The following is a 23,268-nucleotide window of genomic DNA, read 5'->3' on the forward strand; positions in this document are numbered from 1 at the left end:
GTTGAATAACGTTTTCCTAGTCTCTATTATCTGCAAACTCCAAAAACACTTTTTAAGTACTTCTACTCCTTACTTTGCACGGTAAGCTCAACTAGCTGATCAATCGATTTGTCTAATGCTTTCTCATATCCCAAAGGATCTGATAAAGCACGCCACCCCTCTTTTCGTATGAAGGATAATACTTCTTCCATTTCCTTATCCTCTATTCCAAGTTCTGTTAACAAGACTAAGGTACGTTCCAATGCGCCAACCATTCTTAGTGGTCCATAATGAGCAGGCTCTCGATACAGCCCTTTTGCACTTGTAAGAATATAGCCGCTATAATCTCTAACAAGTTCTACTAGCTTCTCATTTTTGTATGTTTCCATATCTGTCAAAAGAAATTACCTCCTCTTTTGCCCTGTTTTTTTTCTTTCTTGGAGATTCTTTTGAATAGCCTAAACTGATGAGAAGCTCTGGCTCCATCTCATGTGGAAGCGCCAACAATTCCTTGATGGCTTTTTTATGAAAGGATCTAACTGGGCAATTTCCGATACCTAATGAATGGGTAGATAAAAGAATATAGGCAGCGACTATTCCTAAATTAACAAAACGCAATACTTCTTCCGAATCTTTTCCGCCTTTATGGAGAGCTTCTGCAGGGTTGGAGCACAACACAATAACAGCCGCCGGATCTCCTGATAGACCTGGGGAAAATCTTTTTATTCTTTTTATCTGCTCTTTGTTCTGGACTATGAGGAAGTGAGATTCTTGAGCATTGCTCCCTGACGGACTATGTAAAATACTTTGTTCAATTGAATCGACTACTTCTATAGGTAATCCGCCTCGTTCTGCAAATGAGCGTGAACTTCTTCTTGTTTTTATTGCCTCCAATACATCCAATATCCATTCCTCCCTTAAAAAGAAAAGCCTCTACTTTCTAATACGTTCTTCAAATTTTCTCTTAAGCTTGCTGAGGCAGCGATTGTTTCTGGCCTTGTGCATCTTCTAGCAGTATGTTCTTTCCATCCGTAGTCCTTCCCCTGCTTTTCTGGTTCTCCAGCTAAGGAGACTCTACGGCCATCGTAGGTTTTACGAGAAATCATCGTATGATCGTATTGTTCTAATGACTCGTCAAGATTTTCTATTGAATATTTTTCCTGATGAACCATTACTTTTTCTGGTAATCTCGGCTTTACGCCTCGTCTTGTGCCTTCTTTTTCAATGCCTATCGATAATCCCGAAACAGCAAATACGCCTGCGGGTAGGCCGAGCTCCTCTGCAACCGCATCGGGATGGTTTCGAATAGAACCAACAGGTACACAACCTAATCCTAACGCTTCCGCAGCCACTACTGCATTTTGCAGAGCAAGGGTGGCGTCCATTGAGGAAAGAAGAAACATTTCTAGCGTATTGGCTAGAAAAGAATATCCTTGTGATTCTGTCACGTATTTCAAACGGTAAATATCTGCACAGAAGACTAGAAACACAGGTGCCTCATGGATAAATGACTGTTCGCCAGAAAGGGTAGCTAACCGTGATTTCCTTTTTTCATCCTTTATTACAATAATGCTATACGCCTGCAAGTTTGAAGAGGTTGGTGCACTTCTAGCTGCAGTTATAATCGTTTGAAGAATGTTTGCCGGAATATCTTTTGATTGAAAAGCCCTTACTGACTCATGAGCAGTAAGTACCTCAATCGTTTCATTAAGTAAATGCTCCTCTTTTGATAAGCCTTCTAACTCAATTCTCGTTTCCCGTTTCGAATATTCCCTCACTCAAGTCACCACCTTGCTATTTTATCAGTACGCCTTTCTCCATCAATAATGCATCATCTATATAAACGGTAGGTTGGGTGACAACTCCATCTATATGAACGCCTGCTGAAACTGTTCCACCAAACGTGTCATTGCTACCAAAAGCTATATGAATGGTCCCGTATACTTTTTCATCCTCTAATACCACACCTGTGATCCTTGCCTTATCATTTGTTCCTATCCCAAATTCTGCGAGCATTCTGCCTTCCCCATTGCCTAATATCTTTAATAATTGCTCTCCTTCTTCTCCTTCTGCCTCCACTAAGCGACCTTCTTCTATCTTAAGCTTAAGCGGAGTACTTAGCTTTCCTATTCCAGCCACAGAGCCATCCACTACAATGGTACCAGCTGCAGTTCCTTCTACTGGTGCAATATATGCTTCTCCAGACGGCAGATTACCCGATTCCCCGGGGTGTAAGTACATTCCCGTACTTGGGATGCCCTGCCTTTCTGTCATATCAAATGCTAAACAATAACCGTCTTTTTCAATTTTGACCTGCTTTCCCTTTGTAAGCTGCTCCGTTATTTCTTCCGTAAGAATTCTCACTTGTTCATAATCCGCAGAAATGGCTCCTTCTAAGAACATATCCTTTGTTATTCCTGGCATGGTCGCAAGCCTTGTTCCTGTCTCTACTGCTTCTTTTCTAGCTTGTGTATGGGTTAAGGAATGTGCCGTTACACAAACAGCCACATCTGCTGCTTTCATGGCCGCTGCAACAGTTGCTGGTGGCTCTTGTCCCGACTTTTCTCTGTCCTGCATAACAATAAGCATCGTTTCAGCGTGTAACGCTTTACCAGCTTCATATATGGATTCAGCTATTTCCTTCTTTGCTTCATCTGTGACAACGAGAAATAACTCTCCTTCTTTTATGCCTAAACAGTTAGCAAGAACATTTTTGCTTGTTTCTATCATTTTTTCGTTCATTTTTATCCTCTCCCTATATCATTTCTGATACTAATTTTGCCATGATTGCATTGGAGAGAATGACTGGTTTATTAGCTATTTCTGCTACCATCTCTCTGGCATTCTCTGTATATCCCATACAATCCAACAAAATTATATCTGCTTCCTTCTTTAATTCTTTAGCTGCATTCTTAAAAGTTTCTATACTCATATTATATGGTGATGCCACACTAAAAATAGGTTTTAACCCTAAGGGGGCATATTTAGGAAGAGACGTCTTTATTTGTTCCTTAAGTGGAACAATTACACCCAGTCTTCTATTTCCTACTAATGCGTGAATGGTGGGGGGAATGATATGATCAGGTTCAATTAAATAAGCTTTCCTTGTTTGCAGCCCTGGAAAAACACCAGTGCACAACAGCAATATTTGGTTTATTCCCATATTCTCTAAATAATAGATTTTCTCCTGTAAAATTGGCTTTATTTTTTCGCGAGACATAACTACCGACTCATTTGTTACTAGTCTGGAGGTTAAAACATAATCGCCTTCTTCAGGATATAGATTTGTCTCAATATAATCTTTCGACATCCCATCTAATACTCCAACTTGGATAAGTTCCGCTTTGTTTACACACTTCTCTACAATTGGGGCAACATCCGTTCTTGGAGCTTGACCAATTGTAATCATTCCAAGCTTTTTCATATAAACAACTCCTTTTTATAAGTCATTCTCTCCTCTACTATAAGGAAAGAGAGGAAGCAATGCCCCCCTCTCTTTTCTTACTTGGTTAAGACTGAGGAGAAACAGCTTTCCCCATTGTTTGCAGGACTTTCATGGAACCATATAAGGTTGTCATTCTATTAAATTCATCTTTATCATAAAATTCGCAAGTTCCATTAGCTATTTCCTTTGCAACCTCTATAGAAAAACGAACGGCATCCGCAATATCTGTTTCGTGACTAGCCCCCGTGCCACACCCTGGGACGATTGATTGAGCTGTTATTGCCAAGCCAATAACTGGTGCGTCTGTCGCAACAGATGGCTGCAAAATGGAATTGATATGGTATAAATCATTTCCATATGGTGTTATATCTTGTGAAGTGACAGGGAAGGTGACTGGAAATTTCCCTGTCGTCATTTCCATAATTCTTAGTAAGTCCTCACTAACTCGAAGAATGTAGCCTTCTTTTACTGTTGGAGAAAGAGCAATTCCTTTATGATTGATCACTCTATTTCCTTTTGTAGTATCAATTGAAATAATACTGTCCATTTCTGGAATTACTTCATGTTTATTCATTGTTAAAATATCGACTGGAGAATCCATAAAGTCAACAGGTTCATGTGGTCTTGTTGGTGCATCTGGGCAAATATGTGTGGAAACAATCACATCTCCAGCAAGTACATCTCCCTTTACCTGCATATCTGCTAGTTTCAAAGCAGAAGCAATTGCCGCAACGGCACCATCAGCATCAGATACTAACCCAATTCTGCTTGGTCGTGCACCAATGCCCCCTAATCTTCCAATAATACCTAATGTCGGAACAGTTCCACCAGAAGATTTCCCTTTTGCTCCCGGTATGGTAATCTTAATAAAATCTGTGCTTCCTTTTTCCCCTGTTACTTTTACAACATCTGTTTGTACATTTGGATATTCTTTAAATAAATCAGCAACAATTTCTCCTGTTACAAATGCATTATCTAACGTTTCTAATGCTACTAAAGTTTGTTTTAAAACCATTCTATCAATCTCTCCTTTTTAAAGATAAGTTAGAATTTTTTTGTTTATTATTTTTTCAATTGGTTGGATTAACTTTTGGTTACTCATCGTACTACTTAAGCGTAATTTTTCCTTGGGAACGGTTATAACAGCTACTTGCTGACCTTTTGCCATTTCCGCGGTTACAATAGGTCTAGCTGTTTTTGTATCCAATGTCATAATAAGGTCTGGAAAGGTTCCAAAACGCACTCCATTTTTTTCAATTGTCATATACTCGTTCCAAAAGGTCATATCATAGCAGTCTTCAATAGTTATTTTTCCTACATCGAAACCTCCTATTGTTTCTAAAGTACATGCCGTTACTGTTCCTTCTGTGACTATAGATCCGCCTAATTCAGACACAACTGCTTCGATAGCAGATTCCCCTTTATTAGACAGCAAGGCTTTGCCTACTGTAATTGCTTGCGAAATGGCTCCCTTCGCTCCGTTTTTCTTTGCGTATCCCACTGTGATAGGATTTCTTGCCACTGCTACTAACCCGCCAGCATCAATAGACAATTGGCGAACTGCTTTTGCTGTTATATCAAGAGAACCAGTGATAAGCATTTCTACATACTTATCTCCTTTCCCGCCAACGGCTGCTTGATGAGAAATATAAGTAGGCATCTCTGTTAAATTTAATGATCCCATTGTGCCAGTTGGATGAGCTCTTCCATTACAAGGCAGATCTACTACTGGTAACCCTGTCATAGCAGATTGAAACCAGCCATTTACTGTAGTACCAGCTCCATTTTCATTGGTAATAATTCCTTGAATTGGTCTATCTAGCTTACTTGCCAATAGCTCCATTGCTTTGACATAATGAACCGGCTTTACATACTGCCCTTTAGCTGCTGGAGCACCAACTAGCGAAACCGTTACAAGTAAGTCTTCATCCGCCATTTCCTCTGCTGTTTTTAAGACAGGCTGACCAACCTCTAAAGCAAGGCGTCCTATCTGAAGTCCATCTTCTATTTTTCCTCCTCCGCCGCCTCCTAGTATGGCACCACCATATACAGCAAATTCTACAATCTGTTCATCTAACTTTATTGTCACGTTTCATCTCCTCATTTCCCTAATTTAAATACAGAGTTAAAGAAACTATACAGTGCATCCCCAGCAATAAACCCTGCAGCTAAAATACTCATTGGCGTCTCTGCTTTTTTTCCTTTTTTCTTCACCCACATTAAACGAATCGCAATTCCTACCAATACTGCAACGCCTGCATATGGAGTTAAAATTAACAAACCTGTTGCAAACATTACTCCTAGCTGTCTACTTGAACCACCAAGTATTTGTAGGATAGCCCCTGGAATAGCCCATATTAATAATTGCCGAGCGACTTCCATAGAAGTGCCTGCCTGAATCGTAGAAACATAGACAGCATCTATTGGTGGAACAAGATTATTGGCAAAATATCCTTTATAAGTGACTAGCACTGTTAGCAATGCGACTCCAAAGGCAACTAATGACGTCATATATTGTTGTTTTCTTCCATCTATTTCATATTCTTTGTCAGCGCCTTTTCCCCGTAGAATATGACCTGTTTTAAAGTCATAGCCCATATCTGCAAAAGCCGGTCCTGTCGCGGCACTGAATCCTGCAAGTAAAGCAAGTGCTAAAGGCGGAAAACCAATCATCATACCGATAAGGAGGGTAATAAAGGCAACCGCAAAGGCTGGAAACCACCCTGAATGCATGGCAGCAATACCAACGATTAACTCATGAACAAATGCGGCAAATGCAGCAAAAATAAGAAATCCAATCAACATACCAAATGACATATCTGTAATAAGTCCACCTGTTAAAGCAATAATTAAAGCAATCGCAATATAAACAATAAAGCCAATTCCTAAAGTCTTTCTTGCTACTGAAATAGGTGTTGTATAATTCGAGTCGTCTACATCATTTTCCATAGCTGCAGCTACCTCTTGATTTTTTCCCTTTTGCTTTCTTTTATCTTTTCCAAAGATTAATAGCGTAACTTGGACTAACGCCACAATTCCTGCACCAATCATAATGCCATGTGGGATGTAAAGGGCGTTTACATCTACACCAAAAACAGGAATAGAATATTGTCGGAATAGTAAGCCAATTCCAAACATAGTTAAAGCCCATATGTTACCGATAAAAGCAACCCCAAAGGCAGACATCGGAATATGCAAAATCGAGCCGATAACACCAATAAGTGTTCCAATTCCAAGAAGCCCTGCCCGTTTTCCTCCCTTATCACCAGCAACGATAGCTTGTGCTGTTGCTACTCCTGGTGCCCATGTACCTGATGCAGGAAACAGCTTCGAATCAAATAGTTTATATAAAATGGCAGCATCTGCAAACATGGCCAATGCTGCTCCGATGAGCATCGGAATAATTAAATCTGGTTCCCCAATTAGAAAGGGAATGCCGATTGGGATTAACAAACTATTTGCAGCCCCAAAAGTTGCAGCTGATATAGAAGTCTGTACTAAATTCTGTCTATGTATAGACTTATATTTCTTGAAGATAGTAATAGGAATTCTAGCAATCAACATTGCTAGAAGCGCTCCTATAATAGATGTATTGGGTGTTACTCCTAAAGACACGATAATTTGCATCCCGATAATAGCACCAAATACTGCAGTAATAATGGTAAATATAAGGGAAACAGGTTCAAATAAACGAGGGTGTTTTTTTACTGGTTCTACTTGTTTCATAGACTAGCCTCCAAATTATTTTTAAATAGCATTTTGATATTAAAGAGTGGAGTCATACTAAAATAAGTGGTACATTCGATGTTGTTGATATTGTAAGCCAGTGAATAAAGAATATTAAAAATAAGTCCAATTATTTCGTTACTCTTATTTAGTAAAAAAGAAAATCAAAACGATTGTCATACGATGAAGAGAAAAATTTTTATCAACTAATTGGTTGTCCATATGACAACGTCAGTATAACTGTGCTGCAAACTGTCCTTCTGCTTCGACTGCATCAATAACGGGAACTCTCAATTCATTACGCAATTGGTCTGCCAGTCCAATTGTTGAAAAACCTGTGCAAGCAAACACAATTACCTTGGCTCCTTGATCTAACAGATCTTTAGCAGCCTTCAGCCCCTTTTCCTTCCCTTCCTCTTTCAGTAAATCGGTCGTATTTTCTACACCTTCTGGAACTTTGAAGCCTACCAACAGCTCCCCTAAAATCTTCTTCATAACTTCTGGAACATCCTGGGTTATCCCTAATATCCCTACAGGTTTTCCTAAAGAAAAAGCTGTTAATGCAGCAGCACTTCCCGCTCCTATTACTGGTATAGATACTGCTTTTCTTAGTTCTTCAATCCCAGGGTCTGCTGCACAGCTAATAACAAGTATCCTTGCTCCTTCCCTTTCCATCTTTTTTCCTAACTCTACGATTTTTGGGATTGCTTCTTTTTCTGAAGCATTATCATAAATACCTAACGCTTGATCTGGTATACAGTGATTTACGGTTGGCAATCCATATAATTCTGTAATTATTTTGCCATGATGGTCCAAGACTGCTTTATTCTCCGTTGTAAAAACACGAATGACACCAATCATATCCCCACTCCTCAAATTTAAATTTTCTGAATATTTATATTTTAACTTTTCTGTCTTTTTGTCACAATGTCCTAAAAAAACAAAAAACAGAGGGGGCTATTGTGCTCCGAGTACAATAGACCCCTCTGTTTTAGGAACCCTTAAAGTTATGAAAGAATATACAACAATAGTATAAAACCTTCTCTTGGAAAGTATCTAATTTAATATCTGCTATTTCTTTTATTCTATCAATGCGATATTTTACTGAGTTACGATGAATATATAATTGATTTGCTGTTTCCTTTAGACTTCCATTAGAAGTCAAGTAATAAAAGAGCGTTTTGACAAGATCACTGTCATTTTCTTTATCATATTGTATTAACTTACCTATTTTCCTTTCAATAACTGGATCCATATTGACATAGTCGGAACTGTCTAGTAACAACTTAAATAGCTCAATATCTTCATAAAAGTACATTTTTTTCCCTTTATTAAGACTTAATCCAATTAAAAGTGAATTTCTAGCTTCTAAATAACTTAAATGTATCTCCCATAATAAAGCTCTTCCGCCAAATCCTACTTGAAAATCGGTATATTTCTTAATAAGAGGGATTAATTTCTCCATCCATAGTTGATTTGTTTCCTTTGTCATAATAGGTTGATAGGGAGCGGCTGAGAGGATAACAAGCCGATTTCCTTGTTTCTGTGTGTAAACCTTATTAGCATGAGCTAGATTAACAGATTCTATAACGCTGCTTAATTCATGTAACAATGGTGAACCTTCCTCCATAAGATTTGCACTTTCCATCACGATTATCTCCCACATTATTTCAGGATCCAATCCAAGTTGTCTTCCTTTATTCACCACTTCTTCTTGAGGGAGAAATATGCCTGCAAGCAGTTCTTCAATAAAGTTTCCTCTTAAATGATTCTCTGTATCCATTGCTGTTTTTCTTCTCATTAATTCTAAAGAAAAAACTAGTCGTGCCTGTTCTACGCAAATTTTATCCATTTCATCCAAATGCTCTTTTTCAATTAAAAATTTGCCAACTCGCTCCTTATCTACTGTAATATCCCATTGCTTTATATGCGTATATTCGTTCATCCTTCCTACCATTGGGGAGCAAACAATTTTTTTGCCAGCTTTATCTAAAAGAATAATAGGTGCTTCTATCATTTGTGATACATTATCAGCAACCGTTTGTATCCCACTGTTTTCAAGAACCAATGTCGTTAACTTCTTATAAATTTCTTCAGACCTTCTAAGTAAAGCAGCATGTTTATTTACAATTTGTTCCATGACAGCATTTGTAATATCAATGTATGGCACACCGACTGGAAGCTGAATAATGGGAAGATTATATTTATTACTTACCTCCATCATCTCTTTTGGCATTTCATGTAAATACCTTTCCGGTTTTATCGCTAATGCAGCAGCATTTGCCTGCGCTAATTTCTCCACAAGCTTTGTCAGTAAGGAAAGATCATGCCTTATGGAATAAGCTGTTGTTAGCAGCAACTCTCCCCCCCTTAACCAGCCGTCGATATCAGGAACTTCCATAATATCGATATTTTGAACATTTCTATTTAACCCTTCCCTCCCACTTATCACTTTTGCATCCTTTAAAACAGGGAGTCGTAATAAATCATTAACTGTAATACCCGATTGATTCATTCTTACCACCTCCACTACTTTTATCCTTTTCATCAAAAGAGGCTTCCTAATTTTCGGAAGCCTCGATTCATAATTTTTACTGTACTTTCATAGCTAAATCTCCAGCTTTTGCCCAGCCTGCGCGAAGAATCACGAAATAAAGCGGAAGTGTAATCACAATTGGAAGGACCATACCTACTGCCACATAAATTAAGAATCCATGCAAGCCTTGTGTGGCCATAATGCTGATTGGCGCAATTAAAGAATTCAATCCTAATCCAGCCAATTCATACGTTGCCGTGAATCCGAATCCTAATGTTGCAATCGGGGCACAAATGACGGCTGCTACAAAAGGTGGAATAATTAACAATGGGTTTTTGACCAAATTAGGGAACTGTACTTTTGGTGTAATGATAGATTGTGCAAGAAATCCTCCTAAATCATTTTGACGTAGAGACATCGCTGTAAATCCAACAAATTGTACCGTACACCCGATTAACGCTGCCGCACTTGACACTGGATCCATTTGCAATGCAATTGCTAAAGCTGCTGATGATGCTGGAGTCATCAGCAGGATGCTCCATACTAACGAGATAACCATTGGCGCTACTAAAGGTGAGCCTTGAACCGATGAAGTGATTTGGGCACTAATCCATTCTAGCATTGGAGTTGTCACTGCCGCTAAACCTACTCCAGCAATTCCTCCAACTAAAATTGCTGCAGCTGGAATGGCCACCATATCTAAAATTGTTTTTCCGTTAATCCACTTCCCAACATATGTTGCCACTACTGCTGCTAATACTGCACTGATTGGCTGTCCGGAAACAAGCACCATTCCAGCATCTGTTGCATGCAGCGCATTTCCCCCAATTGTACTACAGACCATCGCACTAAAAATAACTAATGTGTTTCCACCTAACTGATAGGCAATTCCCGCTCCAAATGCCGGTGCTAACAATACCTTTGCTACTCCGCCAATTTGAATTAAAACATCCCAGCCAAATGCTTTTCCGATCGATTCTAACAACAATCCCATTCCTAATGTTACAAGGACTGCATTTGACATTCCTGCTGAGGCTTTATACATTCGTTCCATAAAATATTCTTTGTTCTTCATCATTCTCTACTCCTCTATTTGAAAATAATTATTAACTAGATAAAAACAAAAAAGCCTGTCCAATAATGGATAGGCACCTTCAAGTTTTACAAACTGTTTAGCGCCTTGTTTTTAAATAACAAAAACTGGACTAAACAATTCCCGTTTTAATAAAGAGGGATTATTTAATCCTAAGAGCATAATATGAGTATAATATTCAGTGCTGTATTTGTTTTGATCTTCATGTCATGCTCCTCCTAAACCGTTTAATTAGTGTGTAGCTATAATATCACCAATATTCTGAATATGTAAATAATTTTTTTATTTCAGTCTTTATTAAAACGCTATCATAGAAATCAGAATGTAATCTTCCTCTTCCCTTTATATAAAAAGTGATTATTATTCAAGAAAAATAAAATCAATATGAAGGTTATATGTAAAATTTTTTTCACAATTGAACTTTTGTTAGAATATTTAACAAAAAAAAGAGTGGCGAGCCACTCTAAATAATTTCGGTATTCTTAGTCTCTTTTCCAAAAAACAGAACTACTGCTGCTCCGATTAATACAGCAATACAAAAAATAGTAAAAATAGCGGGAATCGAAACCTTTTGTGCTGTTAGGTAGGGAACTAATAACGGTCCTAAGATTCCGCCAACTCTTCCAATCGCAGCAGCCATTCCTGCTCCAGTTCCTCGGACCTTGGTCGAGTATTGTTCTGGTGTATAAGCATAAAGAGCTCCCCATGCACCTAAGTTAAAGAAGGATAAAAGAATCCCTGCAGTAAGCAGCATCGCTGTGCTTCCCGCTAACCCAAACATAAAGGCACTACCTGCTGTCCCAATTAAAAATAGAACGAGTACAAACTTTCTTCCTGCTTTTTCAATTAAATAGGCTGCCAAAGCATATCCCGGTAATTGTGCTAGTGTCATAATTAATACATATTCAAAGCTTTTTATCATACTAAAGCCTTGAGATACCATGACACTCGGAAGCCATAAAAACATTCCATAATAAGAAAAGACTACACAGAACCATAAAATCCATAAGGTTGCTGTTTGCTTCCGATTTTCCTTCGACCATACAGCTTGCAAGCTTTCCCTAATCGTTAGCTTTTTCTCTTTTTCTACTTTTAAAAATTTTGGTGAATCAGGTAGATGCAAACGTAAATATATAGCGTAAAATGCTGGGAGAACGCTTATTATAAGTGCGGCCTGCCACCCATATTTTGGAATAACAAAATAGGAGATTACTGCAGCGAGTAACCAGCCAAATGCCCAAAAGCTTTCAAGTAACACAACGACTCTGCCTCGTTTTTCCTTTGGAACACTTTCTGAAACAAGTGTGGATGCTACCGGCAGTTCCCCACCAAGTCCCATTCCAATGAAAAAACGTAGGATTAGAAAGATAGTTAAGGATGTAGTAAAGGCAGAGAGCCCGCTGCCAATAGAAAAGAGTAATAATGTAATCATAAATACATGTTTTCTTCCGATTCTATCTGCCATTAATCCAAAAACAAGTGCTCCGACAGCCATTCCAATCGAATTCATACTGCCAATCCAGCCCATTTCTTTTCCCGATAAACCCCAATCTGCTTGGAGAGCAGTAATAATAAATGAAAGCATTCCAACATCCATCGCATCAAACATCCATCCTAATCCTGCGATACCAAGAATCTTTCTTTGAGATATTTCCTTTTTCATTGTAATCCTCCCATTTTTCCCTTAGGTTCCCACTGATAGGTATAATTATAAAAACTAACTATTATAATAACACTTGTCATGACACTATTCATTACATTTCAAATAATTTTTTAGTTAAAAGGCAAAATACTTAGCATATGTTACGGTAAATAATGGGTTATTCCTATAAATAATTCCAAAAAAAGCGCTAATTACTACTATATTCAAGATTTTTGAAAAATTTCTAAAAAAAAATGCTCTCATTCCCTTTACTTTCTTCCAAATAAGCATAAAATGATTGTTATGTTTTCTATTTTTAAAATGTAAAGGGGAGTTTTACCTGTTGAGTGTTTCAACAAATAAAATACAAAATCAGTCTCTTTTTAATATATCTTGGCCACTGTTTATTGAACTTGCTTTACACATGGGTATGGGAGTAACTGCTACCTTAATGCTAAGCCATTATTCTGACAGCGCAGCTGCAGGTGTAGGAGTTGCCAATCAGCTTCTTGGGATTTTTATTCTAGTCTTTAATGTAACGTCTATTGCTGCCATGATACTAATCGGGCAAAAACTTGGGGCTAATGAGCTTAATCTTGCTAGAAGGTTTGCACGCTCTGCGGTTGGTTTAAACTTCTGGTTCGGCATAATTATTGCAGCCCTCGTTGTTATCTTCGGTGAACATTTATTACAACTTTTCGATATTCGCGGTGAAGTATTAGAATATGGATTAATATTTGTTCGTATATGTGGTGCGTCCCTCTTCTTAGAATCTCTCTCACTTGCACTTAGTGCCATATTAAGAAGTCATGGCTTTACAAAAGAATCCATGATTGTTAGTGTTTTGATGAATGTAATTAGCGTATCCGGTTATGCCATTAGTATTCTTGGTGTTTTTGGTTTACCTATCACAGGTGTCATTGGTGTTTCATGGACTATCGTTATAGCTCGTACATTTGCTGTGCTTGTTTTGCTTTATCTTGTTTATAAAAGAATTGCTTTAACCTTTTCCGTTAAGGATTTCATCAAAGTCAATAAACAAGATATTCGAGATATGCTCTATATCGGCATTCCTTCTGCGGGAGAAAATTTATCGTATCAATTTTCACAGCTTATGATTACTGCAATGGTTGCTTCTCTAGGAGATGCCTCCTTAGCAGCCAGAGTATATATTAGTAATATTTCCATGATCTGCTATTTATTTACTTTAGCAATTGCTGAAGGTACTCAGCTTCTGGTTGCACGTTATATTGGCGGGAAGCAGTTTGACCGTGCATTGAAACGAGGCATTAAAACACTTAGACTTGCCATGATCGTTTCATTAGCGGCAGCCCTTGTAATGGCATTAATCGGCCAGCCAATATTAGAGCTATTTACAGATAACTATGAAATTATTGCTATCGGGCTACCTATTCTCTGGGCAGTGGTCTTTACAGAACCAGGAAGAGCGATGAATATTGTCTTAATGAGTTCCTTAAAATCCTCCGGTGATGTTCGCTTCCCTGTCATTATTGGTATTATCTCCATGTGGGGAATTGCCGTTACGCTGAGCTATGCTCTAGGAATTACATTAGGATTGGGACTTCTTGGTATCTGGTTGGCTCAAGGGATAGATGAATGGTTTAGAGGAATATTTGCCTTCAGACGCTGGAAGTCAAAACCTTGGGAACGAGTGAAAGTTAATCGTTCGATTTCGGAAAGGTCTATGTAAAAGAGTGTTTTTACATAGACCTTTTTTTGGGTTTGGCTGATAAATTGTATTTTTCGCGAATTTTCTCTTCTTTTTCGCGAATTTCTCAAGTGTTTTCGCGAATACTTCCCCTCTTTTCGCGAATACCCTCCCCAATAATGTTCATATTATCCCCTTCTCCTACTTTTTCCCTAATTATTGAATTAATTATTGAAAAGCGCTTTCATTCCATTTATAATATCACTAAACCGGTTTACTAAATCGTTTTATGAAAGGTGAGATATAAATGTCTGCTATATATATCCCTTTGAACTCCTTTTTTGACGAAAAAATAGCAACGAAAGATTTACTTCAAGCCATTTCAATCATTGCAAAATCAAAAGCCTCCGGAATTGAAATTAGGAGAGAATTATTACATGAAGAGGAATTGCTAACAACCTTACAGCTTATACAGCCTATTCTCCAGCATTCTAACTTATTTACCGTTTACTCTGCTCCCATTCCAGTTTGGAACAATGCGGGTGCTGTAAACGAGCAAGCACTTCATACTATCTTGGAGGAGAGCAGGATTCTCTCAGCAAAATGGGTTAAGCTCCCCCTGGGACATTATTTGGAGAACAAATCAGAGCTGCACTCCTTATGGAACATCATCCAGAACTACCCTTCTCTTTCCTTATTAGTGGAAAATGATCAAACAATGGAAGGGGGAAAAATCCAGCCGTTAGCATCCTTTTTTGAAAACGCTTCTAATTTGGAGATGCCAATCAAAATGACATTTGATATAGGCAACTGGATAATTCAGGAGGAAGATGCATTGACAGCATTTCAAATTTTCCAACCATATATTTTTTATTTTCATTTAAAACATGTATTTAAACAAGGCAAGCATTTTTTTACCGATCCCTTACCACTTGATCCAAATGCATTTTGGCGAAAAATGGATTATTTGATTCCGGCTGCCATTCCGAGAGCATTGGAGTTTTCCTTGGAGAGATCAAGCTTGGAGATTAATAAATTTATAGAGATTGTCCATGCAAATCAAGGGAGGGAAAAATCACATGCACTCAATTGATGTCATTACATTTGGCGAAGCCATGGCAATGTTTATAGCCGACTCTTGCGGCCCACTACATGAGGTACAGCATTTTACAATGGAACTGGCAGGTGCGGAAACAAATGTAGCAATCGGCTTAGCTAAATTAGGATATAAAGCTAGCTTTGTAAGTAAAGTTGGTGCTGATACCTTTGGAAAATTTATAAGGGAAAACCTCCAAAGGAATCGAGTTCATATAGAACAAATTATGACAGATGCATATTTCCCAACTGGATTTCAATTAAAGTCACGGGTAACCAAAGGTGATCCAGAAGTCCAATATTTCCGAAAAGGCTCTGCTGCAAGCCATCTAGCTATCGCGGACTTTGATGAAGATTATTTTCAGAAAGCAAAGCATCTGCATATGACTGGGATTCCATTAGCACTTTCCTTAGAAACTAGAGATTTTGCTCAGCATGCTTTATCGTTTTTTAAAAGGGAGCGTAAAAAGGTTTCTTTTGATCCAAATTTAAGGCCAAATCTTTGGAATTCAGAAAAGGAAATGGTAGATACCATCAATTTCTTCGCAAAACAAGCGAACTATGTATTACCAGGATTAGAGGAAGGCATCAAACTAACGGGCTATCAAACACCTGCTGATATTGGTTCCTATTATTTAGACGCTGGCGTGGAATTAGTTATCATCAAACTTGGCGCGCGAGGTGCCTATTATAAATCCCCTACAGAAGAAGGAACCATCTATGGCTATCCTGTAGCAAAGGTGATTGATACAGTTGGTGCAGGGGACGGCTTTGCTGTTGGAGTAATAAGTGGGTTCTTAGAAGGTCTTACTGTAGAGGAATCCGTGCAGCGAGGAAATGCAATTGGTGCATTAGCTGTACAATCGCTTGGTGACAATACTGGCTATCCGGATAAACAAGAACTTAGGCATTTTATAAACAATCAATCTCAAAGGAGTGTACGTATATGAATACCCTTTCTAAAAAAAGATGGATTCGTCTTATCCCGATTGTTTTTATTACTTATAGCTTAGCTTATTTAGACAGAGCAAATTATAGTTTTGGAGCTGCTGGCGGCTTGGCAGAGGATTTAAATATTACTGCGGCTACCTCTTCTCTGCTTGGCGCGTTATTCTTTTTAGGATATTTCTTCTTTCAAATTCCAGGAGCTCATTACGCAGAGAATAAGAGCGCAAAAAAACTAATATTTTGGTCATTAATCCTTTGGGGTTTCTTAGCAACAGCCACTGGCCTCATTTCCAATGTGAACATATTATTCGTTATACGCTTTAGCTTAGGGGTAGTAGAAAGTGCTGTTATGCCTGCGATGCTAGTATTTCTAAGTCATTGGTTTACAAAGGCAGAGCGTTCTCGCGCAAATACCTTCCTCATTCTAGGAAATCCGGCAACCGTTTTATGGATGAGTATTGTATCTGGTTATATTCTTGAATCTCTCGGTTGGAGATGGATGTTTATATTAGAAGGTTTACCTGCCGTTATCTGGGCATTTTTATGGTGGAAACTAGTCAATGATCATCCGAAAGATGCAAAATGGCTTAACAGCGACGAAAAGGCTGCCATTCATCAAGCTTTGTTAGAAGAACAAAAAGAACTTAAACCAGTTAAGGACTATCGTGAAGCATTTAAGTCAAAGACTGTTATCCTGCTTAGTCTTCAATATGCACTTTGGAGTATTGGCGTATATGGTTTTGTGATGTGGCTTCCTACTATTATTAATTCAGCCCCAAATGCAAGTATTGTAACAACGGGCTGGCTTGCATCAATTCCTTATGTACTAGCATGTGTGTTAATGTTAGCGGTTTCTTATTTCTCAGATAAATATCAAAATCGCAAACTTTTTGTCTATCCATTTCTCTTAATTGGAGCAATTTGCTTCTATGGCTCCTATTTAATTGGCACAAGTAATTTCTGGTTATCCTTTATTCTCCTTTCTATTGCTGGAGGAGCAATGTATGCACCTTATGGCCCTTTCTTTGCGATTATTCCAGAAATCCTTCCTAGAAACGTCTCTGGCGGGGCAATGGCATTAATCAATAGTATGGGAGCATTAGGTTCTTTCGCTGGAGCCTATATCGTTGGCTATTTAAATGATTTAACTGGTGGTTTTGGAGCTTCTTATAATTTCATGGCAATATCCTTATTATTGTCAGCTATTTTAACAATTATTGCTACAAAAAAGGAAAAGAAGGTAATAGAAAAATTAGCACAGCAACCATTGCATGACTAATTTTTAAGCGTTTTCCTCTTTCGCTTTCTTGTAACGGTAGATTGTTTTATACTAAAAAAGAATCTATTAAAGTAGCGAGAGAGGAAAACAAATGGCGAAAGTAACCATGGCGGATGTAGCGAAATATGCAGGTGTCTCTAAAAGCACCGTTTCACAATATATCAACAAGCGTTATGAATATATGGGAGAAGACACAAGGAAAAAAATCAAAAGTGCCATTGAACAACTAGGGTATCATCCCAATTATATTGCACGGAGCCTAAAACAAAAGAAAACTTCTATGATTGGAATTATTGTTGCTGATATTGTCCATCGATTTTCGACAGAAATCTGCCGTTCTATTGAAGATTACTGTTTCGAACATGATTATCAGGCAATCATCTGCAACGCTGATAACAATCCCAAAAAGGAACGAACATATATAGAAACATTGCGTGCCAAACAGGTAGATGGTCTGATTATTTTTCCAACAGGGCAAAACACCGATATTTATGCCAAAATGATAGAGGAAGATTATCCCGTTGTCTTTATGGATCGAGATATTCCGGAAATAGATGCTCCTTTTATTCTATCCACAAATGTAGAATCAAGCTATCACGCAATTAAATTATTTTTGGAAAATGGGCACAGAAATATAGCTATTTTGACACAGCCATTAACTATTTCGACAAGAAAAGAACGAATTGAAGGCTATAAGAAAGCTTTGCTAGAAAACTCTATAGACATTTGCGAAGACAATATTATTAGCTCAGAAATAGAAAATGTGAAGAATGAATTACATCACCTATTTCAAAAAAAGAACCCACCTACTGCTATTCTAGCAGGTAATGATTTAGTGTTCTTAGAGACTTTAGCATTTTTACAGGAAAAGAAACTACGTATTCCTGAAGATGTATCCCTAATTGTTTTTGATAATTTTCCTTTTGCACATCTTTCTAATCCTCCAATGACTATGATTGCACAGCCTGCATTTGAAATGGGAAAAAAGGCTACGGAAATATTATTAAAACAAGTTAACAAGGAACATTTTAAAGTAGAAAAAATTATTTATCCTTGTGAATTAATTGTTAGACAATCCTCAATAAAGAAAATATAAAAGATCTATCTGAGAAGCGTTCCTTCTAAACTTATTGAGATGAGCAGAATAACGCTTCTATACTGTTCCATTAATCTATTAAAAATTTTTACCGTTTAAATAAACCGGTTTAGTATTGAAAGAAAGGACGGTTAACAATGATTATTCAATTAGCTTTGGACCGATTAACTATTTCTGAAGCAATTCGTATAGCCCAGTTAGTAGAAGCTGATATTGACTGGATTGAAGTTGGGACCTCTCTAATCAAGGAATTTGGAATAGACAGCGTCCGCCAAATGAGAAAAGCATTTCCTCATAAAAAAATCCTTGCTGACACGAAAACAATGGATAATGCGAAATATGAAGCAGAGATTAGCTTTGCTGCCGGGGCAGATATCATCACAGTTATGGGAACAGCCCCAAAAGTAACCATTGAGACATGTATGGAAGTAGCAAAAAAGAAGCAAAAAAAAGTAATGATTGATTTATTAAACACGTCCAGAGAACAAATGATATCACTTGCCACGATTAAGGATGCTATTTTTTGCTACCATATAAGTAAGGATGAGCAAGAATTAAATGGGAAAAGCGAATGGGAAACCGGCACTTTCTGCCTAACCCCAATTGCAGCGGCAGGCGGAATTACTATCGATTCTATCCCACAGCTTCAAAAAAGCGGCATCGATATAGCCATTATTGGCTCCGCTATTACGAAGGCTGCCGATCCAGCAAAGGTAGCAAGACAATTTAATCAGGAGGTATTATCCAATGAGTAAGCTTACAGCTATTCAACAGGAAATTCAAGTCGTTTTGTCACAAGTCAATGAGAACTTATTAATTGATACAGCCGCATTAATTAGAGAAATAAGAAGAATTTTTGTCGTGGGAGAAGGACGATCTGGGCTCATGGCCAAATCCTTTGCCATGAGATTAATGCATTTAGGAGCAACCGTTTATGTAGTGGGAGAGACCATTACTCCTGCTCTTTCTTCTGAAGATATATTAGTCGCTATTTCTGGTTCTGGGAAAACAAAGTCTGTTATTTGGACGGCTGAAACGGCTCATAAACTAGGGTGCACTGTGTTAGTCTTAACTACTGATCCTAGCTCTCCACTTGTGGAAGAAGCAACCCATACAATCTGCATTCCGGCAAGCACGAAATATCGGCAGGCAAATGAGATAAAGTCTATCCAGCCCTTAGGCTCATTATTTGATCAGTGTGCCCATATTGTCTTTGATACCATTTGTCTAAATTTTGCTGAGCTAAACGAGATTGGATTTGAGGAAGCCTTTAAGAGACACAGCAATATGGAATAATGGCTTAATAAATACCCGTAGAAGCGAGTGACTGTGTGTACGTGCTCCTTAGCGGGTATTTTTTATTGTGTCTCTTTTGAAGAGCATATCGGCTGTTTTTTATCATAAAAGAACAATCCTCTTATTATCACTGCTATTGTTTGCCCTCGCCAAAACACGAATTGACAATTGCTAAAAATGGTTAAATCACTCTACTCTTCTAGAATGGTCGATTCACGAACAATGAGCTTCGGCTCAAAAATATGTTTCCCTTGATTTTTGTTTCGTTCATTAATTTTTTTTAGGAGCATGCGTGCACAAGCCTCTCCCATTTCCATTAAGGGCTGCTTAATTGTGGTAATTTTCGGTGATGAGATTCTATCTAGAAAGACGCCATCAAACCCAGTTACTGCGTAGTCTTCTGGCACACTTTTCCCTGCCTTCTGGATTGCTCGAATCACCCCTGTTGCAATGCGGTCAGAAGCGCAAACAAATCCAAATTCACCATCATTCTTTGATAGGAATTCAGAAACCTTTGCCTCTGCTGCTCTTGAACTATTTGCTACTCTTATAATTTTTCCTTCTATAGCATTCTCAGAAATTGCATCTACGTACCCTGCCTCACGAAGCTGCCCAAAAGGCTCTTTCTCATCAATTCCGATAAAAATTAGCTGCTTATATCCTAGGTCTAAAATATGTTTAGTCGTAACGTATGTCCCTTTTTTGTTATCCACATCGACAAAATCAAATCCATGCAAATTCTCTCCAAATAATACAACCGGAATTGTTAATTTTTCAATAAAAGCATAGTCAGATTCACGCATACCCGTAACAATGATGCCATCACACTTTCCTATATTAAGCGATGTCCTTGTTACTAGCTGTAAGGAATAATGGTTCTTATCCAGCTCCCTGCTCATTCCCGTTAATAAATTCATATAATAAGGTTCAACCGTATCCATTTCTTCTAAAATCAGTAATTTAATCACTTGTGTTCGATTATTAACCAATGCTCTTGCCGCATAATTAGGAACATAATTTAATTCTTCCATTGCTTTATATACAAGCTGTTTTAATTCATCTGTTACCTGCTCGGGATGATTTAACACTCTTGAAACAGTCATCTTTGAGACATTTGCTTTTTTTGCCACATCTGAAAGTGTTGCCAATGGAACTCCCCCAGTATAAATTTAAATTTCTCTATCCATTAGATTACTAATTATTGAAAGCGATTTATTATACTACTTCATTTATTCTACAACAAATAATTATTCACTATTATATTTAAACTAAACTTTTTTATAAATATGCTTGATAAATAACGAAAATGGGTTGATAATAGAGGGGTGCAAACGTTTTCCTTTTATCTTTTTATATTATAATTGTTTTTTGCTAGATACTCAACTATTTAATAATGCAAACGATTGCGTAGAAAGGGAGATTTTATGTTAAAAGAAGCGATTTACCATCGGCCTGGCAATAATTTTTCTTATATTTATAAAGAAGATATGGTCCACATCCGTCTGCAGACGAAAAAAGCAGAAATGGAGTCTGTTCAGCTTATTTTTGGAGACCCTTACATTTTTGTGAATCAAGCTTGGCAATACGAAAAAGCTCCCATGAAAAAAAGTGGCAGCACAGAACTTTATGATTATTGGTTTATTGAAATAAAGCCTGAGTATCGACGTTTACGCTATGGATTTGAGTTATCTTCTAAAGGCGAGACACTCATCTATACAGAAAAAGGATTTTACCAAGCAATTCCAACAGATGATACTGCCTATTATTTTTGTATTCCTTTTGTGCATAAAGAGGATTCTTTTTATGCTCCCGACTGGGTAAGAGATACGGTTTGGTATCAAATTTTCCCAGAACGCTTTGCTAACGGGGATCCTATGCTTAATCCTGCTGATACACTCGAATGGGGAAGTACAGAGCCAACCCCTACCAACTTTTTTGGCGGCGATTTTCAAGGTGTTATCGATCATGTAGACTATTTAGTCGATTTAGGCGTTAATGGTGTTTATTTCACTCCAATATTTAAAGCTTACTCTAATCATAAATACGATACAATTGACTATATGGAAATCGATCCCCAGTTTGGCGATAAACAGACGTTTCAAAAAATGGTAGATGTTCTTCATGATCATGGGATTCGAGTTATGTTAGATGCTGTTTTTAATCACAGTGGTTATTTCTTCCCTCAATGGCAAGATGTCATGGAGAAGGGGGAGGAATCTATCTATAAAGATTGGTTCCATATTCGTGAATTCCCGATTCAAACAGCACCAATTCCAAACTATGATACTTTTGCCTTTACCCCGTTTATGCCAAAGCTAAACACAAGCCATCCAGAAGTAAAAGAATATTTATTAGAAGTTGGCCGATATTGGGTAAGAGAATTTGGCATCGATGGCTGGAGACTGGACGTTGCCAATGAAGTAGATCATCCATTTTGGAGAGATTTCCGCACAGAAGTGAAAGCATTGAAGCCCGATGTGTATATTCTTGGAGAAATATGGCATGACTCTATGCCTTGGCTGCAGGGAGACCAGTTTGATGCTGTCATGAATTATCCGTTCACAACAGGTGCTGTAAATTTCTTTGCGAAGGATTCGATTACTTCGACAGAGTTCAAACATACGATTACCAATGTCCTTCATATGTATCCAAGTAGTGTTAATGAAGTATCTTTTAATCTATTAGATAGTCATGATACGCCTCGTATTTTGACACTTGCAAATAATCGAAAGGATAGAGTGAAACTACTTTATTTATTCCTTTTATCTTTCACAGGAACACCTTGTATCTACTACGGCGATGAAATAGGAATGGATGGTACACAGGATCCAGGCTGCAGAAAGTGTATGGTGTGGGAAAAAGAAAAGCAAGATCTTGACTTATTTGCCCATATTCAAAAATTGATTTCACTTCGTAAAAACCATCCGGCATTTGGTAACAAAGGATCATTTATTTTCGTAGATTCAAATAATAATAATATTACAATGTACCAAAAAACATACAAAGAGGAACATATTATTTTCTCTATTAATAACACAGATCAAGAACAAACTTTCACGATTCCTGTTGAAAATATCGATAATAAAAATGTTCAAGATCTCTATCATGATAAAGAGATTATTTGGAATCTAGAAAAAGAATTAACATTGTCTCCAGGTGCATTTTCAATTTTACAATTCAAGGTAAAAAGCTAACACCAGCCTTCTTTTAAAAAGCGCATTCCTCCTTTACTATGCAAGGGAATACGCTTTTTGTTATTGTTATTAACTTGGCTGGGGCTTATATGCGTTGAATATCATTTTTTCTGGCTTTTATCGCTCACATGAACGCCATTTTTTTCGGCTACCCCTCTTTTTCTGGCTTTCATCTCTCTTAGAATGCTACTTTTACTCCCTCTCCCCAAAACAGCACTTTCCCCAGCCAAATAAAAAAGAACAGAGCGCACCACACACTCCATTCTCTTG

Annotated in this window: 21 protein-coding genes; 8 read left to right on the forward strand and 13 right to left on the reverse strand. The window is 37.8% G+C overall.

The window, feature by feature from the left end:
- Window positions 1-62: 62 nt before the first annotated feature.
- The 12 genes from MHH96_RS04460 to MHH96_RS04515 all read right to left on the reverse strand — a co-directional run bounded on the left by MHH96_RS04460 (window position 63) and on the right by MHH96_RS04515 (window position 12,442).
- A complete protein-coding gene (locus MHH96_RS04460; RefSeq protein ID WP_144544840.1) occupies window positions 63-368 on the reverse strand; it encodes a DUF6092 family protein in 306 nt (101 codons plus the stop codon).
- Complete coding sequence (locus tag MHH96_RS04465; protein ID WP_047940842.1) at window positions 349-882, reverse strand: nitroreductase family protein; 534 nt, start codon at window positions 880-882, stop codon at window positions 349-351. The genes MHH96_RS04460 and MHH96_RS04465 overlap by 20 nt, the downstream gene beginning before the upstream one ends.
- 14 nt (window positions 883-896) lie before the next feature.
- Window positions 897-1,757, reverse strand: a complete 861-nt coding sequence (locus MHH96_RS04470; RefSeq protein ID WP_053215588.1) for an NADPH-dependent oxidoreductase — start codon at window positions 1,755-1,757, stop codon at window positions 897-899.
- Window positions 1,758-1,773: 16 nt separating this feature from the next.
- Complete coding sequence (locus MHH96_RS04475) at window positions 1,774-2,721, reverse strand: aminopeptidase (protein ID WP_047940843.1); 948 nt, start codon at window positions 2,719-2,721, stop codon at window positions 1,774-1,776.
- 13 nt (window positions 2,722-2,734) lie between these two features.
- Window positions 2,735-3,403: an AroM family protein gene (locus MHH96_RS04480; protein WP_047940844.1), complete on the reverse strand. Its 669-nt coding sequence runs from the start codon at window positions 3,401-3,403 to the stop codon at window positions 2,735-2,737.
- An 85-nt stretch (window positions 3,404-3,488) separates the two neighbouring features.
- Entirely contained in the window at window positions 3,489-4,439 is a 951-nt protein-coding gene (locus MHH96_RS04485) for a DUF1177 domain-containing protein (protein ID WP_047940845.1), read from the reverse strand.
- Window positions 4,440-4,457: 18 nt separating this feature from the next.
- Window positions 4,458-5,513: a DUF917 domain-containing protein gene (locus MHH96_RS04490; RefSeq protein ID WP_047940846.1), complete on the reverse strand. Its 1,056-nt coding sequence runs from the start codon at window positions 5,511-5,513 to the stop codon at window positions 4,458-4,460.
- Between the two features lie 11 nt (window positions 5,514-5,524).
- Entirely contained in the window at window positions 5,525-7,150 is a 1,626-nt protein-coding gene (locus tag MHH96_RS04495) for an OPT/YSL family transporter (protein WP_341116804.1), read from the reverse strand.
- A gap of 231 nt (window positions 7,151-7,381) precedes the next feature.
- The gene (locus MHH96_RS04500) at window positions 7,382-8,011 is read right to left on the reverse strand and encodes an aspartate/glutamate racemase family protein (protein WP_047940848.1); all 630 of its coding nucleotides are present in this window, start codon (window positions 8,009-8,011) and stop codon (window positions 7,382-7,384) included.
- Window positions 8,012-8,141: 130 nt separating this feature from the next.
- The gene (locus MHH96_RS04505; protein WP_047940849.1) at window positions 8,142-9,665 is read right to left on the reverse strand and encodes a PucR family transcriptional regulator; all 1,524 of its coding nucleotides are present in this window, start codon (window positions 9,663-9,665) and stop codon (window positions 8,142-8,144) included.
- Between the two features lie 76 nt (window positions 9,666-9,741).
- Window positions 9,742-10,761 carry a PTS transporter subunit IIC gene (locus MHH96_RS04510; RefSeq protein WP_047940850.1) on the reverse strand — a complete coding sequence of 340 codons (1,020 nt, stop codon included), beginning with the start codon at window positions 10,759-10,761 and terminating at the stop codon, window positions 9,742-9,744.
- 481 nt (window positions 10,762-11,242) lie between these two features.
- Complete coding sequence (locus MHH96_RS04515) at window positions 11,243-12,442, reverse strand: MFS transporter (RefSeq protein ID WP_047940851.1); 1,200 nt, start codon at window positions 12,440-12,442, stop codon at window positions 11,243-11,245.
- A 322-nt stretch (window positions 12,443-12,764) separates the two neighbouring features.
- Between MHH96_RS04515 and MHH96_RS04520 the strand changes: the two genes are divergently transcribed.
- From MHH96_RS04520 to hxlB, 7 genes are all read left to right on the forward strand, one after another.
- A complete protein-coding gene (locus MHH96_RS04520; RefSeq protein ID WP_047940852.1) occupies window positions 12,765-14,132 on the forward strand; it encodes an MATE family efflux transporter in 1,368 nt (455 codons plus the stop codon).
- 265 nt (window positions 14,133-14,397) lie between these two features.
- A complete protein-coding gene (locus MHH96_RS04525; RefSeq protein WP_053215589.1) occupies window positions 14,398-15,183 on the forward strand; it encodes a hypothetical protein in 786 nt (261 codons plus the stop codon).
- A complete protein-coding gene (locus MHH96_RS04530) occupies window positions 15,170-16,135 on the forward strand; it encodes a sugar kinase (protein ID WP_341116805.1) in 966 nt (321 codons plus the stop codon). The genes MHH96_RS04525 and MHH96_RS04530 overlap by 14 nt, the downstream gene beginning before the upstream one ends.
- Window positions 16,132-17,412 (forward strand): MFS transporter, encoded by a 1,281-nt coding sequence (locus tag MHH96_RS04535; protein WP_047940854.1) that lies wholly within the window; start codon window positions 16,132-16,134, stop codon window positions 17,410-17,412. The genes MHH96_RS04530 and MHH96_RS04535 overlap by 4 nt, the downstream gene beginning before the upstream one ends.
- Before the next feature lie 91 nt (window positions 17,413-17,503).
- Window positions 17,504-18,508 (forward strand): LacI family DNA-binding transcriptional regulator, encoded by a 1,005-nt coding sequence (locus MHH96_RS04540; RefSeq protein WP_095321987.1) that lies wholly within the window; start codon window positions 17,504-17,506, stop codon window positions 18,506-18,508.
- Between the two features lie 137 nt (window positions 18,509-18,645).
- The gene (gene hxlA, locus MHH96_RS04545) at window positions 18,646-19,263 is read left to right on the forward strand and encodes a 3-hexulose-6-phosphate synthase (RefSeq protein WP_047940856.1); all 618 of its coding nucleotides are present in this window, start codon (window positions 18,646-18,648) and stop codon (window positions 19,261-19,263) included.
- Window positions 19,256-19,804, forward strand: coding sequence for a 6-phospho-3-hexuloisomerase (hxlB, locus tag MHH96_RS04550; RefSeq protein WP_328282809.1), 549 nt, complete (start codon window positions 19,256-19,258; stop codon window positions 19,802-19,804). The genes hxlA and hxlB overlap by 8 nt, the downstream gene beginning before the upstream one ends.
- A 191-nt stretch (window positions 19,805-19,995) precedes the next feature.
- On the opposite strand, the gene MHH96_RS04555 is transcribed toward hxlB, so the two are convergent.
- A complete protein-coding gene (locus MHH96_RS04555) occupies window positions 19,996-20,952 on the reverse strand; it encodes a LacI family DNA-binding transcriptional regulator (RefSeq protein WP_328282808.1) in 957 nt (318 codons plus the stop codon).
- Window positions 20,953-21,228: 276 nt separating this feature from the next.
- Between MHH96_RS04555 and MHH96_RS04560 the strand changes: the two genes are divergently transcribed.
- Window positions 21,229-22,998, forward strand: a complete 1,770-nt coding sequence (locus tag MHH96_RS04560) for a glycoside hydrolase family 13 protein (protein WP_047940859.1) — start codon at window positions 21,229-21,231, stop codon at window positions 22,996-22,998.
- Window positions 22,999-23,268: the final 270 nt, after the last annotated feature.

Origin of the sequence: Niallia sp. FSL K6-0212, from assembly GCF_038007605.1 — a bacterium.
Classification (GTDB): domain Bacteria; phylum Bacillota; class Bacilli; order Bacillales; family Cytobacillaceae; genus Niallia; species Niallia circulans.